This window comes from Geodermatophilus obscurus DSM 43160 (assembly GCF_000025345.1).
GTDB classification, from domain to species: domain Bacteria; phylum Actinomycetota; class Actinomycetes; order Mycobacteriales; family Geodermatophilaceae; genus Geodermatophilus; species Geodermatophilus obscurus.
Genome location: NC_013757.1, coordinates 4636654 through 4657635, shown reverse-complemented (window position 1 = coordinate 4657635; position 20982 = coordinate 4636654). Strand labels below are relative to the sequence as shown.

The window sequence follows — 20982 nt, the reverse complement described above, 5'->3', positions numbered from 1 at the left end:
CCCACGCCTCGTAGAGGACCCCGTCCTCCCAGCCCTCGCAAGCTCAGGCCAGGACCCGGGACGGGGCCGGCGGGTCTCTGGAGGGTGGCCGTTCCAGCACGTCAGCCGCTGCCCGGCGACCCCTCGGGGTCGCCGGGCAGCGGCGTCTGCAGCTCGGCGGCGGCCCGACGGGGGATGATGGGGACGCCGCGGGCGCACGCGCTGCGGGCGGCGTCCACGATCCGCGCAGTCCCCAGCCACGACCGAGGAGCGCCCCGCGATGACCAGTCAGCCGCCGCAGCCGCCGGGCGGGTACGGGCAGCAGCCGGGCGAGGCCGAGGGGGAGCGCCGTCCGGACGACGGGTGGCCCGTGCCGGGGCAGCAGGAGCAGCCCCAGTACGGCCAGCAGCCGAGCCACGGCCCGCAGTACCCGCAGCAGCCCCACGGCCAGCCCGGCCACGGGCAGCAGCCGCCGTACGGTGAGTCCGGCTACGGCCAGCCGCCGTACGGCCGGCCCGGGTACGGGCAGCAGCCGGGTCACTACGCGGAGCAGCCCTACGGCCAGCCGGGCCATGGCGTGCAGTACCCGCAGCAGGACCACGGCCAGTACGGCTACGGCCAACCCCAGTACGGCCAACCCCAGTACGGGCAGCAGCCCTGGAACCCGCCGGGCTACGGCCAGCTCCAGTACGGCCAACCCCAGTACGGCCAACCCCAGTACGGCCAACCCCAGTACGGGCAGCAGCCCTGGAACCCGCCGGGCTACGGCCAGCTCCAGTACGGCCAGCAGCCGCCGTGGGGTCAGCCCCTCGCCCAGCAGGCCCCGGTGCAGCAGCCGTACGGGCAGCCGGCCGGGAACGCCACCCAGGTCGGCTTCGACCGGAAGCGGCCGGACCGGGGCGACTACCTGGTCGCGCTCTGCGCGGCGGCGTTCCTGCTGTTCGCCACCCTCCCGTGGTTCACCTTCGACTTCGGGTTCGGCTTCGCCGAGTCGATCAACGGCTTCGACTTCGCGCTGGTGACGACCGCCGCAGTGCTGCTCTTCCTCGCCGCGGTGTGGGCGCTGCTGCCCACCGTCGTGGACCTCGGCCTGCCGTTCCCCCGCGGCTTGGTGACCGTGGGGCTGACCTCGCTGGCCTTCCTGCTGACCCTGGCCGAGTGGCTGAGCACGTTCGAGGGCGGCTTCAGCCCGTTCGCGCTGCTCACCATCCTCGCCGGGGCCGCGGCCCTCACCGTCGCCGTCCTCACGCTGCTCCGTCGGCTCCGCACCCGGCCGGCTGCGGCCGTCGGGGGCACGAGCTGGCCGGCTCAGCAGCAGTGGGGCCAGCCGTGGCAGCTCCCGGGGCAGCAGCCCATCCACGGGCACCGACCCGCCTACGGGCAGCAGCCGCCGTCGGCCCCGCAGCAGCCCTCGCCGGGCACCGCGACGCCGCCGTCCGAGGGCGACCGCGATCCCGGCCTGCCCGGCGGCTCCACCGCCTCCGGTGCCGGGTCCGACCCGTCCGCGTAGTCCTCCTCCCGCCCTCCGCCGGATCGCCGGGCGCGTGCTCCGGCGATCCCCGGCCCGGCCTTGGGACAGTGGGGGCGTGGTCTCCCTGCTCGCCCGACTGAGCCTGCCCGGCCAGCGGGACCCGGGCGCCCGCCCGTCGCGGCACGCTCCCGTCCTCGCCGCCGTGGCGACCGCCGCCGTCACGGTGCTCGGCCTGCTCGGCGTGGGCCTCACCTCGGTCGTGGTGCAGACGCTCGACCCGGCCGGCGGGCTGCCGGTCGCGGACTCCGGGCGGCTGGCCGGGCAGCTGTGGCTGCTCGCCCAGGGCAGCGGTCTGACACTGGGGTCCGGCCCGCTGGTGCTCGCGCCGCTGCTGCTGACCATGGCCGTCGCCTGGGGCCTGTCCAGCGCCGGCCGCGGCGTCGTCCGCGCCTGCGACCTCACCGGCGGCCGGCCGCTCGCCGCCGTCCTGGCCGCCGCGGTCGGCACCCACACGCTGCTGTCGGTGCTGGTCGGGCTGCTCGTGGACACCCCCGGGGCGCAGGTCGACCTGCTGCGGTCGGCGATCGGGAGTGCGGTCCTCGCCCTGTTCGCCGTCGGCTGGGGGACGGCGCGCGACTCCGGCCTGCTCGACGACGCCCTGGACGCCGCGCCCGGTCCGGTGCGGTCACTGCTGCGCGCGGTAGCGGCCGGGCTGCTGACCGCCGTCTCCCTCGGCCTGCTCGTGGTGGCGGTGGCCCTGGCCGCGGACACCGGGGGCTACGCCGCGCTGTCGCGGTCCCTCGGCGGGTCCGGCGCGGGCGCGGTCGGGCTGCTGGTGCTCGGCGTCCTGCTGCTGCCCAACGCCACCGCCGCCGCGATCGGCGTGGCCGCCGGCCCGGGCTTCGCCGTCGGCAGCGGCACCCTCGTCTCCGTGCACGGCGTGACGCTCGGGGCCGTCCCGGCGCTGCCGCTGCTGGCCGCGCTGCCCGACACCCAGGCGGTGCCGCTGCTGGCCTTCGCCTCGCAGGCGGTCCCCGCGCTCGCCGGCCTGGTCGCCGGCGCGACGCTGGGCCGACGGCTGGACCACGGCGGCTCGGTCGTCGCCGGGTTGTGGGGGGTGCTGGCGGGCTTGCTCCTCGGCCTGGTCTGCGGCTTGTTCGCCTGGGTGGCCGGTGGCTCGCTCGGCGACGGCGCGCTGGCCGGGGTCGGGGCGCCGCCGGTGGCGACCGGCCTGGCGGTGGCGCTGCAGGCGGGCGTGGCCGGGGCGCTCGCAGCAGCGGTCACCCGCTGGCGCGCCTTCGGCTGAGAGAGTCCCGGCCCCCTTGCAGGGGCCCGCTGCGAGCTTGCGAGCAGTGGGGGCAAGGGGTCCTTATAGGGTCGCTGCCGTGCCCGCTCCCGAGCAGTCCCCGCGGGCGCGCGTCGTCGTCCTGCTGTCGGGGACCGGGTCGCTGTGCGAGGCGCTGCTCACCGCCGCGGAGGACCCGGGCTACCCGGCCGCCGTGGTCGCCGTCGGCAGCGACCGGGACGCCCCGGGGCTCGAGCACGCGCGGCGCCGCGGCATCCCGGTCTTCACCTGCGCGCTGCGCGACCACCCCGACCGTGCCGCGTGGGACGCAGCGCTGGCCGCCGCCATCGCCGCGCACCGGCCGGACCTGGTGGTCTCCGCCGGCTTCATGAAGATCGTCGGCCCCGCCATCCTCGACGCGTTCGATGGCCGGCTGCTCAACACCCACCCCGCGCTGCTGCCGGCCTTCCCGGGCGCGCACGCCGTCCGCGACGCGCTCGCCGCCGGCGTCGAGGTCACCGGCAGCACGGTGCACTGGGTGGACGCCGGCGTCGACACCGGACCGGTGATCGCCCAGCGCGAGGTGCCCGTCCTCCCCGGGGACGACGAGGCGCGCCTGCACGCACGGATCAAGGACGTGGAGCGCGAGCTCCTGGTGGAGACGGTGGCGCGCGTGGTCACCGGCCTCGGCACCCAGACCACGGAGGACCCCCGATGAGCGACCGCACCCCGATCCGTCGCGCCCTGCTCGGCGTCTACGACAAGACCGGCATCGAGGAGCTGGCCCGCGGCCTGGCCGACGCCGGCGTCGAGCTGGTCAGCACCGGCGCGACCGCCCGCCGGATCGCCGAGGCCGGGGTGCCGGTCACCCCGGTCGAGCAGGTCACCGGCTTCCCCGAGTGCCTCGACGGGCGGGTGAAGACGCTGCACCCCGCCGTGCACGCCGGCATCCTGGCCGACCGCCGGAAGCCCGAGCACGTGCAGCAGCTCGAGGACCTCGGCATCGCGCCGTTCGACCTCGTGGTCGTCAACCTCTACCCGTTCACCGAGACGGTGGCCTCCGGCGCGAGCCCGGACGAGTGCGTGGAGCAGATCGACATCGGCGGCCCCGCCATGGTGCGCGCGTCGGCGAAGAACCACCCGTCGGTCGCCGTGGTCGTCGACCCTGCCCGCTACGGCGACGTCCTCGCCGCCGTCTCGGCCGGGGGCTTCACCCTCGCCGAGCGGCAGCGGCTGGCCGTCGCGGCGTTCCGGCACACCGCGAGCTACGACATCGCCGTCGCCTCGTGGCTGGGCAGCGTCGTCGCGCCCGACGAGGAGTCGGTGTTCCCCACCTGGGTGGGCGGCAGCTGGGAGCGCGCCGACGTGCTGCGCTACGGCGAGAACCCGCACCAGCAGGCGGCGCTCTACCGCAGCGGCCGGCCGGGGCTCGCGCACGCCGAGCAGCTGCACGGCAAGCAGATGTCCTACAACAACTACGTCGACACCGATGCCGCATGGCGGGCCGCGCACGACCACGCCGACCCGTGCGTGGCGATCATCAAGCACGCCAACCCGTGCGGCATCGCCGTCGGCACCGACATCGCCGCCGCGCACCGCAAGGCGCACGCGTGCGACCCGGTCTCGGCCTTCGGGGGCGTGATCGCGGCCAACCGCGAGGTCGACCTCACCATGGCCGAGCAGGTGGCCGAGGTGTTCACCGAGGTCGTCGTCGCGCCGTCCTTCACCGAGGACGCGCTGCAGGTGCTCACCGCGAAGAAGAACATCCGGCTGCTCCGGCTGGGCGAGGCGGCCCAGGGGGCGACCGAGCTGCGCCCGATCAGCGGCGGGCTGCTGCTGCAGAGCGCCGACCGCATCGACGCCCCCGGGGACGACCCCACCACCTGGACCCTCGCGACCGGCGAGCCGCTGGACGCCGCGGGCCTCGACGACCTCGTCTTCGCCTGGCGCTCGGTCCGCGCGGTGAAGAGCAACGCCATCCTGCTGGCCCACGACAGGGCCACCGTCGGCGTCGGCATGGGCCAGGTGAACCGGGTGGACTCGGCACGGCTGGCCGTGACCCGGGCCGGGGAGCGGGCCGCCGGGTCGGTCGCCGCCTCCGACGCCTTCTTCCCCTTCGCCGACGGCCTGCAGGTGCTGCTCGACGCCGGGGTGCGGGCGGTCGTGCAGCCGGGCGGGTCGGTGCGCGACGCGGAGGTCGTCGCGGCCGCGGCCGCGGCCGGCATCCCGGTCTACCTGACCGGCACCCGGCACTTCGCCCACTGAGAAAGGACCCCGTGCCCCCCACACCTCGGAGAAGGACCCCGTCCCTCTCACCGCTCGCAGGCTCGCGATGAGCCTCCGGACGGGGCCGACCGGCACGGGGCCGCGGCCGCACGTCCGGCCGCCCGAGGCCGGTGCCGTGGTCGAGGGAGAGGACCTCGCCCGGGTCGACTGGTGGGGCGCCGAGCTCGACGGCGTGACCTTCACCCGCTGCCGCTTCGAGGACGCCGGGCTGGAGGAGCTGGTCACCCGGCGGTGCGTCTTCGACTCGTGCGTGCTCACCGGGGTGCGGATGGGCGGTGCCAGGCACCTGGGGACGGCGTTCCTCTCCTGCCGCTTCGACCGCGCGCGGCTGTTCGACGTCACCTGGGACGGCTGCAAGCTCACCGGCTCGCAGTTCCCCGGCGCCCAGCTGCGCCCGATGACCGCGACCGACACCGACTGGAGCTGGACGTCGCTGCGCGGCACCGACCTCTCCGGCCTGGTGCTGGCCGGTCAGCGGTTCCGCGAGGCCGACCTGACCGGCGCCGACCTGCGCGAGTGCGACCTCACCGGCGCCGACCTCGACCGGGCCCGGCTGCAGGGCGCGCAGCTGCGCGGCGCCGACCTGCGCGGCGCCTCGACCGACGCGGTGGACTGGCGGGCGTTCGAGCTGACCGGCGTCCGGCTCGACCTCGTGCAGGCCGTCCAGGTCGCGCGGGCCCAGGGCGCCCTCGTCGTCGACTGATCACCTCCAGCGCGGGCCGGTCAACAGGGCCTTCAGCGCGCCGAGCAGGCCGAGCACCGGGACGGCGGCGGCGAACCAGAACACCGTGTCGATCCTGGCGGGGTCCCAGCCGAGGTCGGCCAGCGGCACCAGCACCCCGGCGCCGGCCACGAGGCTCACCAGCAGCGCCAGGACCCCCAGGAAGCGGTGCGAGCGGGCCGGGAGGACGACGAGCAGGCCCAGCACGAACAGCACCGCGCCGCCCAGGACGACGGCCATCGGCTGCCACAACCCGTTGTCGAACAGCGCCGCGACGCCACCGTCCGCGGCGTCGTCGAAGCCGCGGCGGACCAGGTCCCAGCCGGTCAGGTCGCTCCCGGGGAGCCAGCGCAGCAGCAGGCTGACACCCGCGGCGATGCCGGCCAGGAGCAACAGCAGGCTGGCCAGGCTGTCCGGGCGCCGCACCCGGACCGGCGTGGTCGAGTACTCCGGGGCCGGGCGTGGGGCGTACCCCGGAGGTGGCGGCGGACCGGGGGTGGGGCCGGGGCCGCCGGCCGACACCGGGGCGGCCACCGGCTGGATGCCGGGGATCGTCTGTTCCCGCCAGTCGGCGGGGCCCCGCACTCCGCCGGCCGGGGTCTGCTCGCGCTCGCTCATGTGCACTCCTCGCGCAACCGCGGGCGGGGGAGACGCCCGCACCCGCGAGCCTAGGGCGGGGTGGCTCCTCCCGGACCCCCCTCCGGCAGACTGTCGGCCGTGCAGGCGACGACTCTCGACGGCAAGGCGACAGCAGCAGCCATCCGCGCGGAGCTGACCGAGCGGGTCGCCGCCCTCACCGCGGCCGGCCACCGCCCCGAGCTGGGCACCCTGCTCGTCGGTGACGACCCGGGCAGCCGCTGGTACGTCAACGCCAAGCACAAGGACTGCGCGCAGGTCGGCATCGCCAGCATCCAGCGCGAGCTGCCGGCCACCGCGACCCAGGCCGACGTCCTCGCCGTCGTCGACGAGCTCAACGCCGACCCGGCCTGCACCGGCTACATCGTCCAGCTGCCGCTGCCCGCGGGCATCGAGGAGAGCGCCGTCCTCGAGCGGATGGACCCCGCCAAGGACGCCGACGGCCTGCACCCGGTCAACCTCGGCCGGCTCGTCCTCAACGTCCCGGGACCGCTGCCGTGCACGCCGGTGGGCATCGTCGAGCTGCTGCGCCGCTACGACGTGCCGATCGCCGGCGCCGAGGTCGTCGTCGTCGGCCGGGGCATCACCGTGGGCCGGCCGCTGGGCCTGCTGCTCACCCGGCGCAGCGAGAACGCCACGGTGACCCTGTGCCACACCGGCACCCGCGACCTCGCCGCGCACCTGCGCGGCGCCGACGTCGTCGTGGCCGCGGCCGGGGTCCCCGGCCTGGTCACCCGGGACGTCGTCAAGCCGGGCGCCGCCGTCCTCGACGTCGGCGTCAGCCGGGTCGACGGCAAGATCGCCGGGGACGTGGCCCCGGACGTCGTCGACGTCGCCGGTCACGTCGCCCCGAACCCGGGCGGGGTGGGGCCGATGACCCGGGCGATGCTGCTGCAGAACGTCGTCCTGGCCGCCGAGCGGGCCGCCGCCGCGGACGTCCTGTCCGCCTGACCATGACCCGCCCGCCGCTCTACACCCGCCGGCCGTTCCTGGCCGGTCTGCTGCGGCAGCTGCCGCTGCTGGTCGTGCTGCTCACGGTGGGCACCGGGCTGCTGATGGTCACCTTCGAGCACTGGCGGCGAGGGCTGGTCGTCGTCGGGCTGGCCCTGGTCGGTGGGGGACTGCTGCGGCTGCTGCTCCCGCTGCGCCGGGTCGGTTTCCTCGCCGTCCGCAGCCGGCCGGTGGACGTCGTCCTGCTGGTCGGCGTCGGCGTCCTGCTGACCGCCTTCGCGCTGGCGATCCCGGGCGCCTGAGCAGAGGACCACCCTTCCCCCCACCCCTCCCAAGCTAGCGGTGGGCCCCTGGAGGGTGGCCGCCCCCGCCCCCGCCACGCGCAGGCTCGTGACGGGACCTGCAAGGAGGCCGCACCCCGACCGGGCGCGGGGCCCCGCCCAGCGATAGGTTGGCCGCCATGGCAGAGCAGCCCAGGAACGGCAAGGTGACCGTCGTCGGTGCCGGCTTCTACGGCTCGACCACCGCACTCCGGCTCGCGGAGTACGACGTCTTCGAGACGGTCGTGCTGACCGACATCGTGGAGGGCAAACCCGAGGGCCTGGCCCTCGACATGAACCAGTCCCGGCCCATCGAGGGCTTCGAGACCAGGGTCGTCGGCGTCGGCGGCGGCTCCTACGAGGGCACCGAGGGCTCCGACGTCGTCGTCATCACCGCGGGCCTGCCGCGCAAACCCGGCATGAGCCGGATGGACCTCATCGAGACCAACGCGAAGATCGTCCGGCAGGTCGCCGAGAACATCGCGCAGACCTCGCCGGACGCCGTCGTCATCGTGGTCTCCAACCCGCTGGACGAGATGACCGCGCTCGCCCAGCTGGCCACCGGTTTCCCCAAGAACCGGGTGATGGGCCAGGCCGGCATGCTCGACACCGCTCGGTTCACCAACAACGTCGCCGAGGAGCTCGGCGTCCCGGTGGGCTCGGTGCGCACGCTGACCCTAGGCTCGCACGGCGACACGATGGTGCCGGTGCCCTCGCGCTGCACCGTCGACGGCAAGCCGCTGGCCGACGTGCTGCCCGCCGACCGCATCGAGCACCTCGTCGACCGGACCCGCAACGGCGGCGCCGAGGTCGTGGCGCTGCTCAAGACCGGCTCGGCCTACTACGCCCCCTCCGCGGCCGCCGCCCGCATGGCGCGCGCGGTCATGCAGGACTCCGGTGCGGTCATGCCGGTGTGCGCCTGGGTGGACGGGGAGTACGGCATCAACGGCGTCTACCTGGGGGTCGAGGCCGAGATCGGCCGCGACGGGGTGCGCCGGGTGGTCGAGGGCGACCTGACCGAGAGCGAGCTCGCCGGGCTGCGCGAGGCGGCCGAGGCCGTGCGCGCCAAGCAGTCCGACGTGGCCGACCTCTGACCGTCCCGGTCAGTGCTGCAGAGAAGAGAACGCACAGTGCGTGAGCTTGCGAGCGCACCGGTGGACAGAGCAGCGGCCGCGAACGCGGCCGACGAGCGCTAGCGAGGAGAACGCGTGAGCAAGATCAAGGTCGAGGGCACCGTCGTCGAGCTCGACGGCGACGAGATGACCCGGATCATCTGGCAGTTCATCAAGGACCAGCTGATCCTCCCGTACCTCGACGTCGACCTCGAGTACTACGACCTGGGCATCGAGAAGCGCGACGAGACCGACGACCAGATCACCGTCGACGCGGCCGAGGCCATCAAGCGCCACGGCGTCGGCGTCAAGTGCGCGACGATCACTCCTGACGAGGCCCGCGTCGAGGAGTTCGGTCTCAAGAAGATGTGGCGGTCCCCGAACGGGACGATCCGCAACATCCTCGGCGGTGTGATCTTCCGCGAGCCGATCATCATGCAGAACGTGCCGCGGCTGGTGCCGGGCTGGACCAAGCCGATCGTCGTCGGCCGTCACGCCTTCGGTGACCAGTACCGGGCCACGGACTTCAGGTTCCCCGGTGAGGGCACGCTGACGATCACCTTCCAGCCCAAGGACGGCGGCGAGCCGATCCAGCACGAGGTGTTCCAGTCCCCCGGCGGGGGCGTCGCGATGGCGATGTACAACCTCGACGAGTCGATCCGCGACTTCGCCCGGGCCTCGATGAACTACGGCCTGCAGCGCGGCTACCCGGTCTACCTCTCGACCAAGAACACGATCCTCAAGGCCTACGACGGGCGGTTCAAGGACCTGTTCGCCGAGGTCTTCGAGTCCGAGTTCAAGGACCAGTTCGAGCAGGCCGGGATCACCTACGAGCACCGGCTCATCGACGACATGGTGGCGGCGTCCCTCAAGTGGGAGGGCGGTTACGTCTGGGCCTGCAAGAACTACGACGGCGATGTCCAGTCCGACACCGTGGCCCAGGGCTTCGGCTCGCTGGGCCTGATGACCTCGGTGCTGATGAGCCCCGACGGCCGCACCGTCGAGGCCGAGGCCGCCCACGGCACGGTGACCCGGCACTTCCGGCAGCACCAGCAGGGCAAGGAGACCTCGACCAACCCGATCGCGTCGATCTTCGCCTGGACCCGGGGCCTGGCCCACCGCGGCAAGCTTGACAACACGCCCGAGGTGACCCGCTTCGCGGAGACCCTGGAGAAGGTCTGCATCGACACCGTCGAGAGCGGCCAGATGACCAAGGACCTCGCCCTGCTGATCAGCAAGGACCAGCCGTGGCTCTCCACCCAGGACTTCCTGGCGGCCATCGACGGGAACCTGCAGAAGGCCATGGCCTGACGTAGGACCCCGTCCTCCTCACGCCCCGCTCCGCTCCGCGCGAGCCCCTGGACGGGGCCTGACAGCGGCCCCCTCGCCTCCGGGTGAGGGGGCCGCTGCTGTGCTGTGTGCTGTCCACGACCCACTGCAGGGAAGTCGGTCCCTCAGCGAGGCCACGACGCCCGGGTTCCCCGCAGTCGGCCTGCTTGTGGACGGCGGCAGCGGACCCTGCCCGTCGCGCGGCACCCTGCTGCGGTGCCCCGGGCCCACCGCCCCGCCGCCCTCCACGGCCGCGTGTGCCTTGGCCGGGACGTCGTCGTGGCCGGCCGTGCACCACCCCGCTCCGGACGGCGCTCGACATCGCACGCACCGAGCCGCTGCTGGAGGGCGTGGTCGCCCTGGACGTCCTGCTCGCCCGGGGAGTCGTCGACCACCCGGCGTTGCGCTCCGCGGTCCGCGCGCAGCCGACGCCCCGGAGTGCTCGACGGGCCGAGCGCGCCGTCGACCTCGCCGACGCCCGGGCCGAGTCGCCGCAGGAGTCGCGGCTGCGGGTGGTGCTCGCCCTCGCCGGTCCCGTCGCCGTCCCCCAGCACACCGTCCGCGATCCGGACGGTCGGTTCGTGGCGCGCGTCGACCTGGCCTTCCCCGACCAACGCGTGGCGATCGAGTACGACCGCGCCTGGCACGGTGAGCCGGGCCAGCTCGCACGGGACCGGCGCCGGCTCAACGCACTCGTCGCCGCGGGTGGACGGTGCTGCACGTGACTGCTCCCGACCTGCACGAGCCAGAGGCGCTGGTGGCCCGGGTCCGGGCGCTGCTCAGAGCCGCAACTGCGGGGGAGCAGGGGCTCCGACGGGCCGGGGAACCCCTACTGCCCTGCAGTCGCCGAGACGGGATGGGACCGCGGCGTCGTGCGGCGCGAGGTCAGGCGCCGAAGAGCTGGGTCCACCAGGGGCCGCCGGGGCCCTCGGCGACGCCCACGCCGAGCCTCGTGAGGTCGCAGTCGAGGATGTTCTCGCGGTGGCCCGGGCTCTCCAGCCAGGCCTCCATCACCGCGGCCGCGTCGGACTGACCGAAGGCGATGTTCTCCGCCCGCGAGTAGCCGACGCCGGCCTGCTCGGCGCGGTCGAACGGGGACAGGCCCTCGGGGCTGGTGTGCGAGAAGTAGTCGCGGTCGCGCATGTCCGCGCTGTGCGCCCGCGCCACCGCGGCCAGGGCCGGGTCGGCGGTGAGGGCGCCGCAGCCGGCGTCGGCGCGGGCCTCGTTGACCAGCGCCAGCACCGCCGCCTCCGCGGTGGGGTCGGCTGCCGCGGCGGCCGCGCGCGTCACGGGTGCCGGCTCGGTCTCCGCCTCGACGGCGGGGAGCTCGACCCCGGCGGCGGGCTCCCCCTCGGCAGCGGGGACCTCGGCGGAATCGGACGTCGGCTCCGGGACCTCCGCCGCCGGGACGGACGGGGCCACGGGCGCCGACGTCCCGGCCGACGGGGTCGCCGGTGCTCCCGCGGGGGTCTGCGGCGCCGGGTCACCGTCGACGCCCATCCGCACGAGCGGGCCGTCCGCGGACCCCCGGGAGGACGACGAGGACCCGCCGGTGCCGGTCGTCGCGGGGGGAGCGCCGGTCGAGGTCGCGGTCGACTCGAGCGCCACCGGGTCGGTGAAGCTGGTCACCGCCCCGGACACCATCGGCGCCCCGACCGTCACGACGGCGACCGCGCCGACGACGAGCAGCAGGGGCACCAGGCGGGGGAGGTGGAGGAGACGAGCCCACCGGGAGAGCGAGGCGGCGATGCGGGAAGGGAGCGGCGGACCCGCCGGCATGTGGTGCACGAGGGCTGATCCTCACCAGGTGCTAGATCATGAATCGTTACTCTGGCAAGAGTAGCCGTACGCAGAGCGTGATCGGCAGTGGGGTGTGGCCGAGGTCACTGTGGGCCGACCGACGTCGCCCGGATGGTGCTCCTGGGAGGCCGAGCGGGCAGCATGGACGTCGTCCCCCAGCCCCACCCGACAGGAGCACGCCGCCGGTGAGCGACGTCTGGCTCAACATCCTGATGGTCGTCGTCTTCGTCCTGATAGGCGGCGTCTTCTCGGGGGCGGAGATCGCCCTGGTGTCCCTGCGCGAGTCGCAGGTGCGCGCGCTGGCCGAGTCGGGGGGACGCCGCGGCCAGGCGGTGCAGCGGCTGCTCAGCGACCCCAACCGCTTCCTCGCCGCCGTCCAGGTCGGCGTCACCCTGGCCGGCTTCTTCTCCGCCGCGTTCGGTGCCAGCACGCTGTCCCAGCCGCTCGGCGAGTGGTTCATCACCCTCGGCATGCGCGCCGGGCTGGCCGACCCGCTGGCCTTCGTGCTGGTCACCATCGCGATCAGCTACCTGTCCCTGGTGGTCGGCGAGCTGACCCCCAAGCGCCTGGCGCTGCAGCGTGCCGAGGGCTTCTCCCTGCTCGTCGCCGCGCCGCTCAACGCGATCGCCAAGCTGTCGCGCCCGGTCATCTGGCTGTTGTCGAAGTCGACCAACCTGCTCGTCCGGCTGGTGGGCGGGGACCCGACCGCCAGCGGTGAGTCGATCAGCCAGGAGGAGCTGCGCGACCTGGTCACGGCGCACGAGTCGCTGAGTTCCGACGAGCGCCGGCTCATCGGCGAGGTCTTCAGGGCCGGCGACCGCGAGGTGCGCGAGGTCATGACCCCGCGCACCGAGGTGGACTTCCTCGACGCGTCGATGACCGCCAGCCGGGCCGCCAAGCAGGTGCACGACTCCAGCCACTCCCGCTACCCGGTCGTCGGCCGCGACGAGGACGACGTCCTGGGCTTCGTGCACGTCCGCGACCTGTTCCTGCCCAACCACCCGGCCGGGCGCGCGGCGACCGTCGGCGACCTGGTCCGCGAGGTCAAGCGGCTGCCGGGCACCGCCGGCGTCCTCACCGCGCTGTCGGAGATGCGGCGGGAGAACCAGCACCTGGCGATCGTCGTCGACGAGTACGGCGGCACCGACGGGATCGTCACCCTCGAGGACCTCATCGAGGAGGTCATCGGGGAGATCTACGACGAGTACGACGAGGGCGTCGCCGACGGCGGGGACGAGCGGCCGGACGGCCCGCAGGAGCTCGACGGGCTGCTCAACCTCGACGACTTCCGCGAGGCGACCGGCCTGCAGCTGCCCGAGGGGCCCTACGAGACCGTCGCCGGCTACGTGCTCGCCGAGCTCGGCCGGCTGCCCGTCGTCGGCGACAGCGTCGAGGTCGAGGGGCGCACGCTCACCGTCCTGGAGCTCGACGGACGGCGGATCGCGCGGATCTCGGTCAGCCGCGCCCCGCAGCCCGAGGTCGACCCGTCCCAGGTGCCGACCACCACGATCGGCACCTGAGCGGCCCCTCTACAGGGGCCCGCCGCGAGCCTGCGAGCGGTGGGGGTAGAGGGGTCCTTCTACTTCTGGGCCGTCTCCCAGGCGTCGCGGACGATGCCGGCCAGGTCGGTGTGCTTCGGCGTCCAGCCCAGGTCGGCGCGGATCCGGTCACTGGAGGCGACCAGCTGCGCGGGGTCCCCGGCCCGCCGCTGACCGACCTCGACCGGCACCGGGTGGCCGGTCACCTCGCGGACCGCGTCGATCACCTGCTGCACCGAGAAGCCGGTGCCGTTGCCCAGGTTGTAGATGCGGTGCTCGCCCGGGGACGGCGCGGTCAGCGCGAGCAGGTGGGCATCGCTGAGGTCCTCGACGTGGATGTAGTCGCGGATGCAGGTGCCGTCCTCGGTCGGGTAGTCCTCGCCGTAGATCGTCAGGTGCTCCCGCCGGCCGGCCACCACCTGCAGCGCGATCGGGATGAGGTGGGTCTCGGTGGTGTGCCGCTCGCCGAGGCCGTAGGCCGCGCCGGCCACGTTGAAGTAGCGCAGGCTCACCGCCGCGAAGTCGTACGCGGCCGCGTACGAGGTCAGCATGGCGTCGACGGCGAGCTTGGTGGCGCCGTAGGTGTTGGTGGGCCGGGTCGGGGCGTCCTCGCGGATCGGCACCTGCTCGGGCTCGCCGTAGGTGGCCGCGGTGGAGGAGAAGACGATCCGCCGGCAGTCGGCCGCGCGCATGGCCTCGAGCAGCGCGAGCGTCCCGGACACGTTGGTGTCCCAGTAGATCTCCGGCTTGACCTGCGACTCACCGACCAGGCTCTTGGCCGCGAAGTGCAGGACCGCCTCGGGGCGGACGTCGGCGAGGACCGGCGCGGAGTCGTGCAGCGACGCCTGCACGAACCGGGCCCCCGAGGGGACGGCGTCGGCGTGCCCGGTCGAGAGGTCGTCGAGGACGGTCACCTCGTGACCCCCCTCGAGGAGAGCCGCCGTGACTACGCTGCCGATGTAGCCGGCTCCACCGGCGACGAGAACGCGCATGCGCCCACCCTAAGTCCGCCCGCGGTCGCCCATGGGCGCGACGCGGAGGAGCGGTCAGGAGGTTCGGACGTGGTCAGCGCACGACCGGCGGTGCAGCAGCTGCCCGCCTACCGGCCGGGCCGCAACCCCGCCGACCTCGCCCGGGAGATCGGCGTCGAGCGGGCGGTGAAGCTGGCCAGCAACGAGGTGGCGTTCCCGCCGCTGCCGGCCGTCGTCGAGGCCCTGGCCGCCACCGCGGGGGAGACCAACCGGTACCCCGACAACGGCGCCGTCGTCCTGACCGCCGCCCTCGCCGAGCGCTACGGCGTCGACCCCGACCAGGTCGTGACCGGCTGCGGTGCGGTGATGCTCTGCCAGCAGCTGGCGCAGTCGTTCAACGACCCGGGCACCGGCATCGCCTTCGCCTGGCGCTCCTTCGAGATGTACCCGCTGCTGGCCCGGGTGGCCGGGGCGCGGGCCGTGCAGGTGCCGCTGGTGCCCGGTCGCCCCGGTGGCCCGGCCGACACCCACGACCTCGGGGCGATGGCGGCCGCCGTCGACGACAGCACCCGGGTGGTCTTCGTCTGCAACCCGAACAACCCCACCGGGACGGCGGTGCGCCGGCGAGAGCTGGAGCGGTTCCTCGACGCCGTCCCCGCCGACACCCTCGTCGTCCTCGACGAGGCCTACCGCGAGTTCGTCACCGACCCCGAGGTCCCGGACGGGCTGGAGCTGATGCGGGGGCGGCCGAACGTCGCGGTGCTGCGCACCTTCTCCAAGGCCTGGGGGCTGGCCGGGCTCCGGGTCGGCTACCTGGTCGCCGAGGACCCGGCCGTCGCCGACGCCGTGCGCAGGACCCACGTGCCGTTCAGCGTCTCCACCCTCGCCCAGGCCGCCGCGGTCGCCGCGCTGGCCAGCGAGGACGAGGTGCGCCGACGGTGTGCCGCGGTCACCGCCGAGCGGGAGCGGCTCACCGCCGCGCTGCGCGAGCGCGGCCTCGACGTGTCCGACAGCCAGGCCAACTTCGTGTGGCTCCCGGTCGGGGAGGAGGCCGTCGGGCTGGCGGCCGCGCTGGAGTCCCGGGCGGTCATCACCCGTCCCTTCGCCGGGGAGGGGATCCGGGTGACGGTCGGCACGCCCGAGGAGGACGACGTCTTCCTCGCCGCGCTGGACCAGGCCCGGTCGACAGCGACGGTCGCCTGAACCACCGTCGGTGACGGGGACGTTCGGGATCCTGGGCGCCGGGGTGCAGGATCGGCTGGTTTGATGGCCGTCGTGCGTCTTCCCCGTGTGCTCTCCGGCATCCAGCCGACGGCGGACTCGTTCCACCTCGGCAACTACCTGGGTGCGCTGCGGCAGTGGGTGGCCCTGCAGCAGGACCACGAGGCCTTCTACTGCGTCGTCGACCTGCACGCGATCACCGTCGACTGGGATCCCGAGACGCTGCGCCGGCGCACCCTGGTGTCGGCGGCCCAGCTGCTCGCCCTCGGCGTCGACCCGGCGCGCAGCACCCTGTTCGTGCAGAGCCACGTACCCGAGCACGTGCAGCTGTCGTGGGTGATGGAGTCCCTGGCCCGCTTCGGCGAGGCGAGCCGGATGACGCAGTTCAAGGACAAGAGCCAGCGCGAGGGCGCGGCCGGCACCTCGGTCGCGCTGTTCACCTACCCGGTGCTGCAGGCCGCCGACATCCTGCTCTACCAGGCCGACCGGGTGCCGGTCGGCGAGGACCAGCGGCAGCACCTGGAGCTCACCCGCGACCTCGCCACCCGCTTCAACAACCGCTTCGGCACCAGCTTCCGGCTGCCCGAGGCGCACATCGTGCAGGGCACCGCGAAGATCCTCGACCTGCAGTCGCCGGACAAGAAGATGAGCAAGAGCCTGCCGCCGGCCGGCTGCATCGACCTGCTCGACGACCCGAAGGTGACGGGCAAGAAGATCCGCTCGGCCGTCACCGACACCGGCCGCGAGGTGGTGGCCGACCCCGAGGGCAAGCCAGGCGTCACCAACCTGCTGACCATCCACAGCGCGCTGTCCGGGCGCAGCGTCGGCGACCTCGAGGAGCACTTCGCCGGCCGGGGGTACGGCGACCTGAAGAAGGAGCTGGCCGAGGTGGTCGGCGACTTCGTGACGCCGGTCCGCGGGCGCACCCAGGAGCTGCTCGACGACCCCGCCGAGCTGCAGCGCACCCTGGCGCAGGGCGCGGCCCGGGCCCGTGAGGTCGCCGGCCGCACGGTCGCCGACGTCTACGACAAGGTCGGGTTCCTGCCACCGACGGGGTCCTCCGCATGAACGACGACACGTTCGTACCGCGCAGCCGCAGCGCCGCGAGGACCGCCGTGCTGGGCGTGGTCGTCCCCATCCCGGAGCCCTGGTCGCAGCTGTTCGTCGACTGGCGGGCCAAGGTCGGTGACCCGCAGGCCAACTCGGTGCCTCCGCACGTCACGCTGCTGCCGCCCACCGAGGTGCCGGTCGCCCACCGGCCGGCCATCTCCGAGCACCTGGCCGAGGTCGCCCGCACCCACCCGCCGTTCGACATGCACCTGTCGGGCACCGGCACCTTCGCGCCGGTCTCGGCGGTGGTCTTCGTCGCCGTGGCCCGCGGCATCGGCAACTGCGAGCTGATCGCCAACGACGTCCGCCGCGGCCCGCTGGCCCGGTCGCTGTCCTACCCGTACCACCCGCACGTCACCGTGGCCCACGACGTGCCCGGGGACATGCTGGACCTGGTCTACTGCGGCCTGTCCGACCTCTCGGCGGAGTTCCGGGTGGAGCACTTCACCGAGTTCGAGCAGGCTCCTGACGGCGCCTGGGTGATCGCCCGCGAGTACCCCCTCACCGGCCCGCCGCACTGAACGAAAGGACCCCCGTCCTCCCCACCGTTCGCAAGCTCACGGTGGGCCCCTGGACGGGGGCCGTTCGAGCACGTCGTCAGAGGCCGTTCCAGCGCGTCACCAGGGGGCCGTCCGGCACGTCTCCAGGGCCGGGGCGCGGCCGGTGCGGCCTGCCCGCAGACTGGGGCGGGTGAGTGCCACCCGGACCGAGCGGTCCGCCCCTCCGCCCGCCGAGGTCCAGCCTCCCGGCGGCCGCTGGTCGCGGGTGACCCAGCTGCCCGGCCGCTGGCAGGCGCGGGTCACCCAGCTGCGCCGCCGCCTCCCGTGGTTCGACCACCTGGCCCGGGCCGGCGGCCGCTACCAGCGCACGCAGGGTGACCTCATGGCCGCCGGCGTCACGTACTTCGTGTTCCTCGGCCTGGTCCCGGTGCTGCTGCTCGTCGCGTCGGTCATCGGGCTGGTGCTCGCCGGCAACGCGCTGCTGCAGCAGGAGCTCTACGCCACCATCCGCGAGACGTTCCCCGGGCCGACCGGCGCGGAGATCGTCGGCGAGCTGCGCGGCGCGGTCGGCTCCGCCGGCGTCGTCGGGGTCATCGGCCTGGTCGGCTTCTTCTACGCCGGGCTGCGCGCGATGGACAAGCTGCGCCTGGGCATGGAGCGCATCTGGAAGGGCCGCGTCGACGACCCGGAGTTCCTCCGCGACAACCTGCAGGACCTGCTGGCGCTGGCCGCCTTCGGCCTCGCGGGACTGCTCAGCCTCGGCCTGACCGGCGGGGTCACCCAGGCCACCTCGTGGGCGCTGCAGGCCCTCGGCCTCGACGACGCCCCCGGCCTGTTCCTGCTCACCGCGGCCCTGGGCCTGGGGCTGGCCGTCGTCACCGACGTCGTGGTCTTCCTGTGGCTGCTCCGGGTGGTGCCCTCCACCTCGTACCCGCTGCGCCGGCTGCTGCCCGGCGCGCTGTTCGGCGCGGCCGGGTTCGAGGCGATGAAGCTGATCGGCAGCCTCTACCTGTCGCTGATCTCGGGCAGCGTCACCGCCTCGGCGTTCGGCGGTGCGGTCGGCATCCTGATCTGGATCAACGTCGTCTGCCGGTTCGCGTTCTTCACGGCCGCGTGGACGGCGACCCTGCCCCAGGTGCAGGGGGACGCGCGCGTGGTGGCCGAGGGCCGCGAGCCGGTGGTCCCGGCCGCGGACGGCCGGGGCGCTCCGGCGCCCGGCTGACCGGCGCGGGGACCACCTCGATCGCCCGGCGGACGCCGACCACCGTGGCGACGACGATGCCCACGGCGGTCACGGCCAGCGACACCGGCACCAGTACGGACCGCTCGTCGTCCGCGGCCGCGGACGCCGGGGCGGCGGCCGCTCCGGGTAACGCGGTGGGGAGCAGCGGGGAGACCTCGGCGGCGGAGTCGACCAGGCGGCCCACACCCTCGGTCCCGGCCGGGGTGGCGAAGCCCCAGTCCAGCAACGACGCGGCCTGGTCGGCGGCGCGCAGTGGCACGCTCTCGGTGCCCATCACGCTGACCACCAGTCGCCGGCCGTCGCGCTCGGCGGCCGTGACGAAGGTGTGCCGGGCGGCATCGGTGAAGCCGGTCTTGCCGCCGAGGTTGCCGGGGGTGCCGGCCAGCGGGTTCTGGTTGTGGAACTGGAAGCCGGGGTGGCGGCCCTCGACCGCGGGCATCTCGGCGAGCCTCGTCTGCAGCAGCGCGACCGTGTCCGGGTCCTCGACCAGCCGGCGGAAGACCAGGGCGAGGTCGTAGGGCGAGGAGGACTGGCCGGCCACGTCCAGCCCGGACGGCGTCCCCGCGACGGTGTCGAAGGCGCCGATCGACCCGGCCACCTCGTTCATCGCGCGCACGGTGACGTCGGTGCCTCCCGCGGCGCGGGCCAGGGCGTTGGCCGCGTCGTTGCCCGACTGCATCACCAGCGCCTGGTAGAGCAACGGCACCGGGTAGCGCCCCCCGGCGACCATGCCCACCCGGCTGCCCTCCACCGCCTCGTCCTCGACCGTGCCCTCGACGACCTCGGCGGGGTCCAGCACCGGCAGGAGGGTCAGCAGGGTCAGGGTCTTGAGCGTGCTGGCGGGGTAGTAGCGGCCGTGCGGGTCGCGGGCGGCCAGCACCGCCCCGCTCCCCGCGTCGGCCACCAGCCACCCGGGCGCGACCACCTCGTCCGGCAGCGGGGCGGTCCCGTCGGCGACGACGGTGCCGCGGGTGTCGAGCTCCGCACCGCCGACGGTCACCCCGCCGGGCCCGCTGCCCTGGGGCGGTCCGCCGGGCGGAGGTGCGGTGGGCGTGGGCGCGGACGGGTCGGCAGTGGGCCGGGCGTCCTCCGCCACCGCAGGCCCCGCGCCGCCCAACAGCAGCCCCGTCGCCAGCACCGCGGCGGCCAGCCGTGCCACCGGTCGTCGCATGGCGGGCACGCTAGCCCTCGGCCCGGTGTTGCGGCGCGCGTGGCGCAGACCACTGCGGCCGCGGCGTTGGCAACGATCCCGTCTCGGTCTCCGACGCGGGGTTCGGCGCAGCCACCGGGCGGAGCTAGCGTGCGCTCGTCGCGTGCTGGAGGGACCGGCGTCCGCCGGCAGCCACGCACGACCCCGAGCCACCGGGCCGGACCGCCTCGTCCGTGCGGCCCGTCCCCCCAGAGAGGAGATCGTCTTGCGCCGAGCGCGGAGGATGAAGGCCGCGGCGTTGCTGCTGGCCGGCAGCATGGCCCTGGCAGCCTGTGCCAGCGACGAGCCCACCGGCACCGGCAGCGGCGGGGGCGGTGGCGGCGCCGCCACCGAGGACCTCCGGATCGGCCTGGCCTACGACGAGGGCGGGCGCGGGGACCAGTCGTTCAACGACTCGGCCTACGCCGGCGCCTCGGCGGCCGCTGACGCCCTCGGCGCCGAGCTGCAGGAGCTCAGCCCGAACGAGGACGCCTCCAACCGCGCCGAGCTGCTCACCCAGCTGGCCGAGCAGGGCTTCAACCCGGTCATCGCGGTCGGCTTCGCCTACGACGACGTCATCGCCGAGGTCGCCCCGCAGTTCCCGGAGACCACGTTCGCCCAGGTCGACGGCTCGAATGCCGACGGCGCCAAGGGCGAGAACGTCACCGGCCTGGTCTTCGCCGAGGAGGAGGGCTCCTTCCTGGCCGGCGTCGCGGCCGCGCTGAAGAGCGAGAGCGCCCACATCGGCTTCGTCGGTGGCGTCGAGAGCCCGCTGATCGAGAAGTTCGAGGCCGGCTACGTCGCCGGTGCGCAGGCGGTCAACCCGCAGATCCGCATCGACCGGCAGTACATCTCGCCGGCCGGCGACTTCTCCGGGTTCAGCGACCCCGCCCGCGGCCAGATCGTGGCGCAGGGCATGTACGACGCCGGCGCGGACATCATCTTCCACGCCGCGGGCGGCTCGGGCCTCGGCGTCTTCCAGGCCGCCTCTGCCTCCGGCAACCGGGCGATCGGCGTCGACTCCGACCAGTACCTGACCGTCGGTCCGGAGCTGCAGCCGGTGGTCATGACCTCGATGCTCAAGCGGGTCGACAACGCGGTGGAGCAGTTCATCAACGACTACGCCGAGGGCAACGTCCAAGGCGCCGAGGACGTGCTGAGCGACCTGTCCACCGAGGGCATCGGCCTGGCCACGTCGGGCGGCTTCATCGACGACATCCAGGACGACATCCAGCAGTACTCGCAGCAGATCACCGACGGCACCATCACGGTCCCGACGACGGTCGAGTGACACCCGTGCGGGTGCTCCCGCACGGCTGA

Annotated in this window: 20 protein-coding genes; 16 read left to right on the top strand and 4 right to left on the bottom strand. The window is 74.3% G+C overall.

Features of this window, described 5'->3' with window-relative positions; all coding sequences use genetic code 11:
• Positions 1-259: 259 nt before the first annotated feature.
• The 5 genes from GOBS_RS25805 (at position 260) to GOBS_RS21615 (ending at position 5724) form a co-directional block, all read left to right on the top strand.
• Positions 260-1489, top strand: coding sequence for a G protein-coupled receptor family protein (locus GOBS_RS25805; protein WP_012950401.1), 1230 nt, complete (start codon positions 260-262; stop codon positions 1487-1489).
• Positions 1490-1565: 76 nt separating this feature from the next.
• Positions 1566-2756: a cell division protein PerM gene (locus GOBS_RS25800; protein WP_012950400.1), complete on the top strand. Its 1191-nt coding sequence runs from the start codon at positions 1566-1568 to the stop codon at positions 2754-2756.
• A gap of 79 nt (positions 2757-2835) precedes the next feature.
• Positions 2836-3453 carry a phosphoribosylglycinamide formyltransferase gene (gene purN / locus GOBS_RS21625; protein WP_012950399.1) on the top strand — a complete coding sequence of 206 codons (618 nt, stop codon included), beginning with the start codon at positions 2836-2838 and terminating at the stop codon, positions 3451-3453.
• Complete coding sequence (gene purH / locus GOBS_RS21620) at positions 3450-5000, top strand: bifunctional phosphoribosylaminoimidazolecarboxamide formyltransferase/IMP cyclohydrolase (protein WP_012950398.1); 1551 nt, start codon at positions 3450-3452, stop codon at positions 4998-5000. The genes purN and purH overlap by 4 nt, the downstream gene beginning before the upstream one ends.
• Positions 5001-5067: 67 nt before the next feature.
• Positions 5068-5724: a pentapeptide repeat-containing protein gene (locus GOBS_RS21615; RefSeq protein ID WP_012950397.1), complete on the top strand. Its 657-nt coding sequence runs from the start codon at positions 5068-5070 to the stop codon at positions 5722-5724.
• Here the strand turns inward: GOBS_RS21615 and GOBS_RS21610 are convergent, their stop codons facing one another.
• Positions 5725-6360 carry a hypothetical protein gene (locus GOBS_RS21610; protein WP_012950396.1) on the bottom strand — a complete coding sequence of 212 codons (636 nt, stop codon included), beginning with the start codon at positions 6358-6360 and terminating at the stop codon, positions 5725-5727.
• A 99-nt stretch (positions 6361-6459) separates the two neighbouring features.
• Here GOBS_RS21610 and GOBS_RS21605 point away from each other — a divergent pair, with 99 nt between their 5' ends.
• From GOBS_RS21605 to GOBS_RS21585, 5 genes are all read left to right on the top strand, one after another.
• Positions 6460-7329, top strand: a complete 870-nt coding sequence (locus tag GOBS_RS21605) for a bifunctional methylenetetrahydrofolate dehydrogenase/methenyltetrahydrofolate cyclohydrolase (RefSeq protein WP_012950395.1) — start codon at positions 6460-6462, stop codon at positions 7327-7329.
• A 2-nt stretch (positions 7330-7331) separates the two neighbouring features.
• A complete protein-coding gene (locus tag GOBS_RS21600; protein ID WP_012950394.1) occupies positions 7332-7631 on the top strand; it encodes a DUF3017 domain-containing protein in 300 nt (99 codons plus the stop codon).
• A gap of 158 nt (positions 7632-7789) precedes the next feature.
• Positions 7790-8743: a malate dehydrogenase gene (mdh, locus tag GOBS_RS21595; protein WP_012950393.1), complete on the top strand. Its 954-nt coding sequence runs from the start codon at positions 7790-7792 to the stop codon at positions 8741-8743.
• A 114-nt stretch (positions 8744-8857) separates the two neighbouring features.
• On the top strand, positions 8858-10072 hold the full coding sequence (locus GOBS_RS21590; RefSeq protein WP_012950392.1) for an NADP-dependent isocitrate dehydrogenase: 1215 nt from the start codon (positions 8858-8860) through the stop codon (positions 10070-10072).
• A 275-nt stretch (positions 10073-10347) separates the two neighbouring features.
• Positions 10348-10815: an endonuclease domain-containing protein gene (locus tag GOBS_RS21585; RefSeq protein WP_166487482.1), complete on the top strand. Its 468-nt coding sequence runs from the start codon at positions 10348-10350 to the stop codon at positions 10813-10815.
• 160 nt (positions 10816-10975) lie between these two features.
• On the opposite strand, the gene GOBS_RS29040 is transcribed toward GOBS_RS21585, so the two are convergent.
• A complete protein-coding gene (locus GOBS_RS29040) occupies positions 10976-11788 on the bottom strand; it encodes a CAP domain-containing protein (RefSeq protein WP_243697568.1) in 813 nt (270 codons plus the stop codon).
• 287 nt (positions 11789-12075) lie between these two features.
• Between GOBS_RS29040 and GOBS_RS21575 the strand changes: the two genes are divergently transcribed.
• Positions 12076-13410 (top strand): hemolysin family protein, encoded by a 1335-nt coding sequence (locus tag GOBS_RS21575; RefSeq protein WP_012950390.1) that lies wholly within the window; start codon positions 12076-12078, stop codon positions 13408-13410.
• Positions 13411-13469: 59 nt separating this feature from the next.
• Here the strand turns inward: GOBS_RS21575 and galE are convergent, their stop codons facing one another.
• Entirely contained in the window at positions 13470-14420 is a 951-nt protein-coding gene (galE, locus tag GOBS_RS21570) for a UDP-glucose 4-epimerase GalE (protein ID WP_012950389.1), read from the bottom strand.
• Positions 14421-14489: 69 nt separating this feature from the next.
• Here galE and hisC point away from each other — a divergent pair, with 69 nt between their 5' ends.
• The 4 genes from hisC (at position 14490) to GOBS_RS21550 (ending at position 18452) form a co-directional block, all read left to right on the top strand.
• A complete protein-coding gene (gene hisC / locus GOBS_RS21565) occupies positions 14490-15602 on the top strand; it encodes a histidinol-phosphate transaminase (protein WP_012950388.1) in 1113 nt (370 codons plus the stop codon).
• A 63-nt stretch (positions 15603-15665) separates the two neighbouring features.
• Positions 15666-16688: a tryptophan--tRNA ligase gene (gene trpS / locus GOBS_RS21560; protein WP_012950387.1), complete on the top strand. Its 1023-nt coding sequence runs from the start codon at positions 15666-15668 to the stop codon at positions 16686-16688.
• Positions 16685-17251 (top strand): 2'-5' RNA ligase family protein, encoded by a 567-nt coding sequence (locus tag GOBS_RS21555; protein WP_012950386.1) that lies wholly within the window; start codon positions 16685-16687, stop codon positions 17249-17251. Before trpS ends, GOBS_RS21555 begins: the two co-directional genes overlap by 4 nt.
• A 169-nt stretch (positions 17252-17420) precedes the next feature.
• Positions 17421-18452, top strand: coding sequence for a YihY/virulence factor BrkB family protein (locus tag GOBS_RS21550; protein ID WP_012950385.1), 1032 nt, complete (start codon positions 17421-17423; stop codon positions 18450-18452).
• Here the strand turns inward: GOBS_RS21550 and GOBS_RS26620 are convergent.
• Complete coding sequence (locus GOBS_RS26620) at positions 18334-19644, bottom strand: D-alanyl-D-alanine carboxypeptidase family protein (protein WP_166487481.1); 1311 nt, start codon at positions 19642-19644, stop codon at positions 18334-18336. The two genes, GOBS_RS21550 and GOBS_RS26620, sit on opposite strands and share 119 nt — an antisense overlap.
• Before the next feature lie 244 nt (positions 19645-19888).
• Here GOBS_RS26620 and GOBS_RS21545 point away from each other — a divergent pair, with 244 nt between their 5' ends.
• Positions 19889-20953 (top strand): BMP family lipoprotein, encoded by a 1065-nt coding sequence (locus GOBS_RS21545; RefSeq protein ID WP_243697566.1) that lies wholly within the window; start codon positions 19889-19891, stop codon positions 20951-20953.
• The last annotated feature ends 29 nt before the right edge of the window (positions 20954-20982 follow it).

Coding starts and splice junctions, on each gene's coding strand:
- GOBS_RS21615 (WP_012950397.1), top strand. CDS start 5,068: ATGAGCCTCCGGACGGGGCCGACCGGCACGGGGCCGCGGCCGCACGTC.
- GOBS_RS21610 (WP_012950396.1), bottom strand. CDS start 6,360: ATGAGCGAGCGCGAGCAGACCCCGGCCGGCGGAGTGCGGGGCCCCGCC.
- mdh (WP_012950393.1), top strand. CDS start 7,790: ATGGCAGAGCAGCCCAGGAACGGCAAGGTGACCGTCGTCGGTGCCGGC.
- GOBS_RS26620 (WP_166487481.1), bottom strand. CDS start 19,644: ATGCGACGACCGGTGGCACGGCTGGCCGCCGCGGTGCTGGCGACGGGG.
- trpS (WP_012950387.1), top strand. CDS start 15,666: ATGGCCGTCGTGCGTCTTCCCCGTGTGCTCTCCGGCATCCAGCCGACG.
- GOBS_RS21555 (WP_012950386.1), top strand. CDS start 16,685: ATGAACGACGACACGTTCGTACCGCGCAGCCGCAGCGCCGCGAGGACC.
- GOBS_RS21600 (WP_012950394.1), top strand. CDS start 7,332: ATGACCCGCCCGCCGCTCTACACCCGCCGGCCGTTCCTGGCCGGTCTG.
- GOBS_RS25805 (WP_012950401.1), top strand. CDS start 260: ATGACCAGTCAGCCGCCGCAGCCGCCGGGCGGGTACGGGCAGCAGCCG.
- galE (WP_012950389.1), bottom strand. CDS start 14,420: ATGCGCGTTCTCGTCGCCGGTGGAGCCGGCTACATCGGCAGCGTAGTC.
- purH (WP_012950398.1), top strand. CDS start 3,450: ATGAGCGACCGCACCCCGATCCGTCGCGCCCTGCTCGGCGTCTACGAC.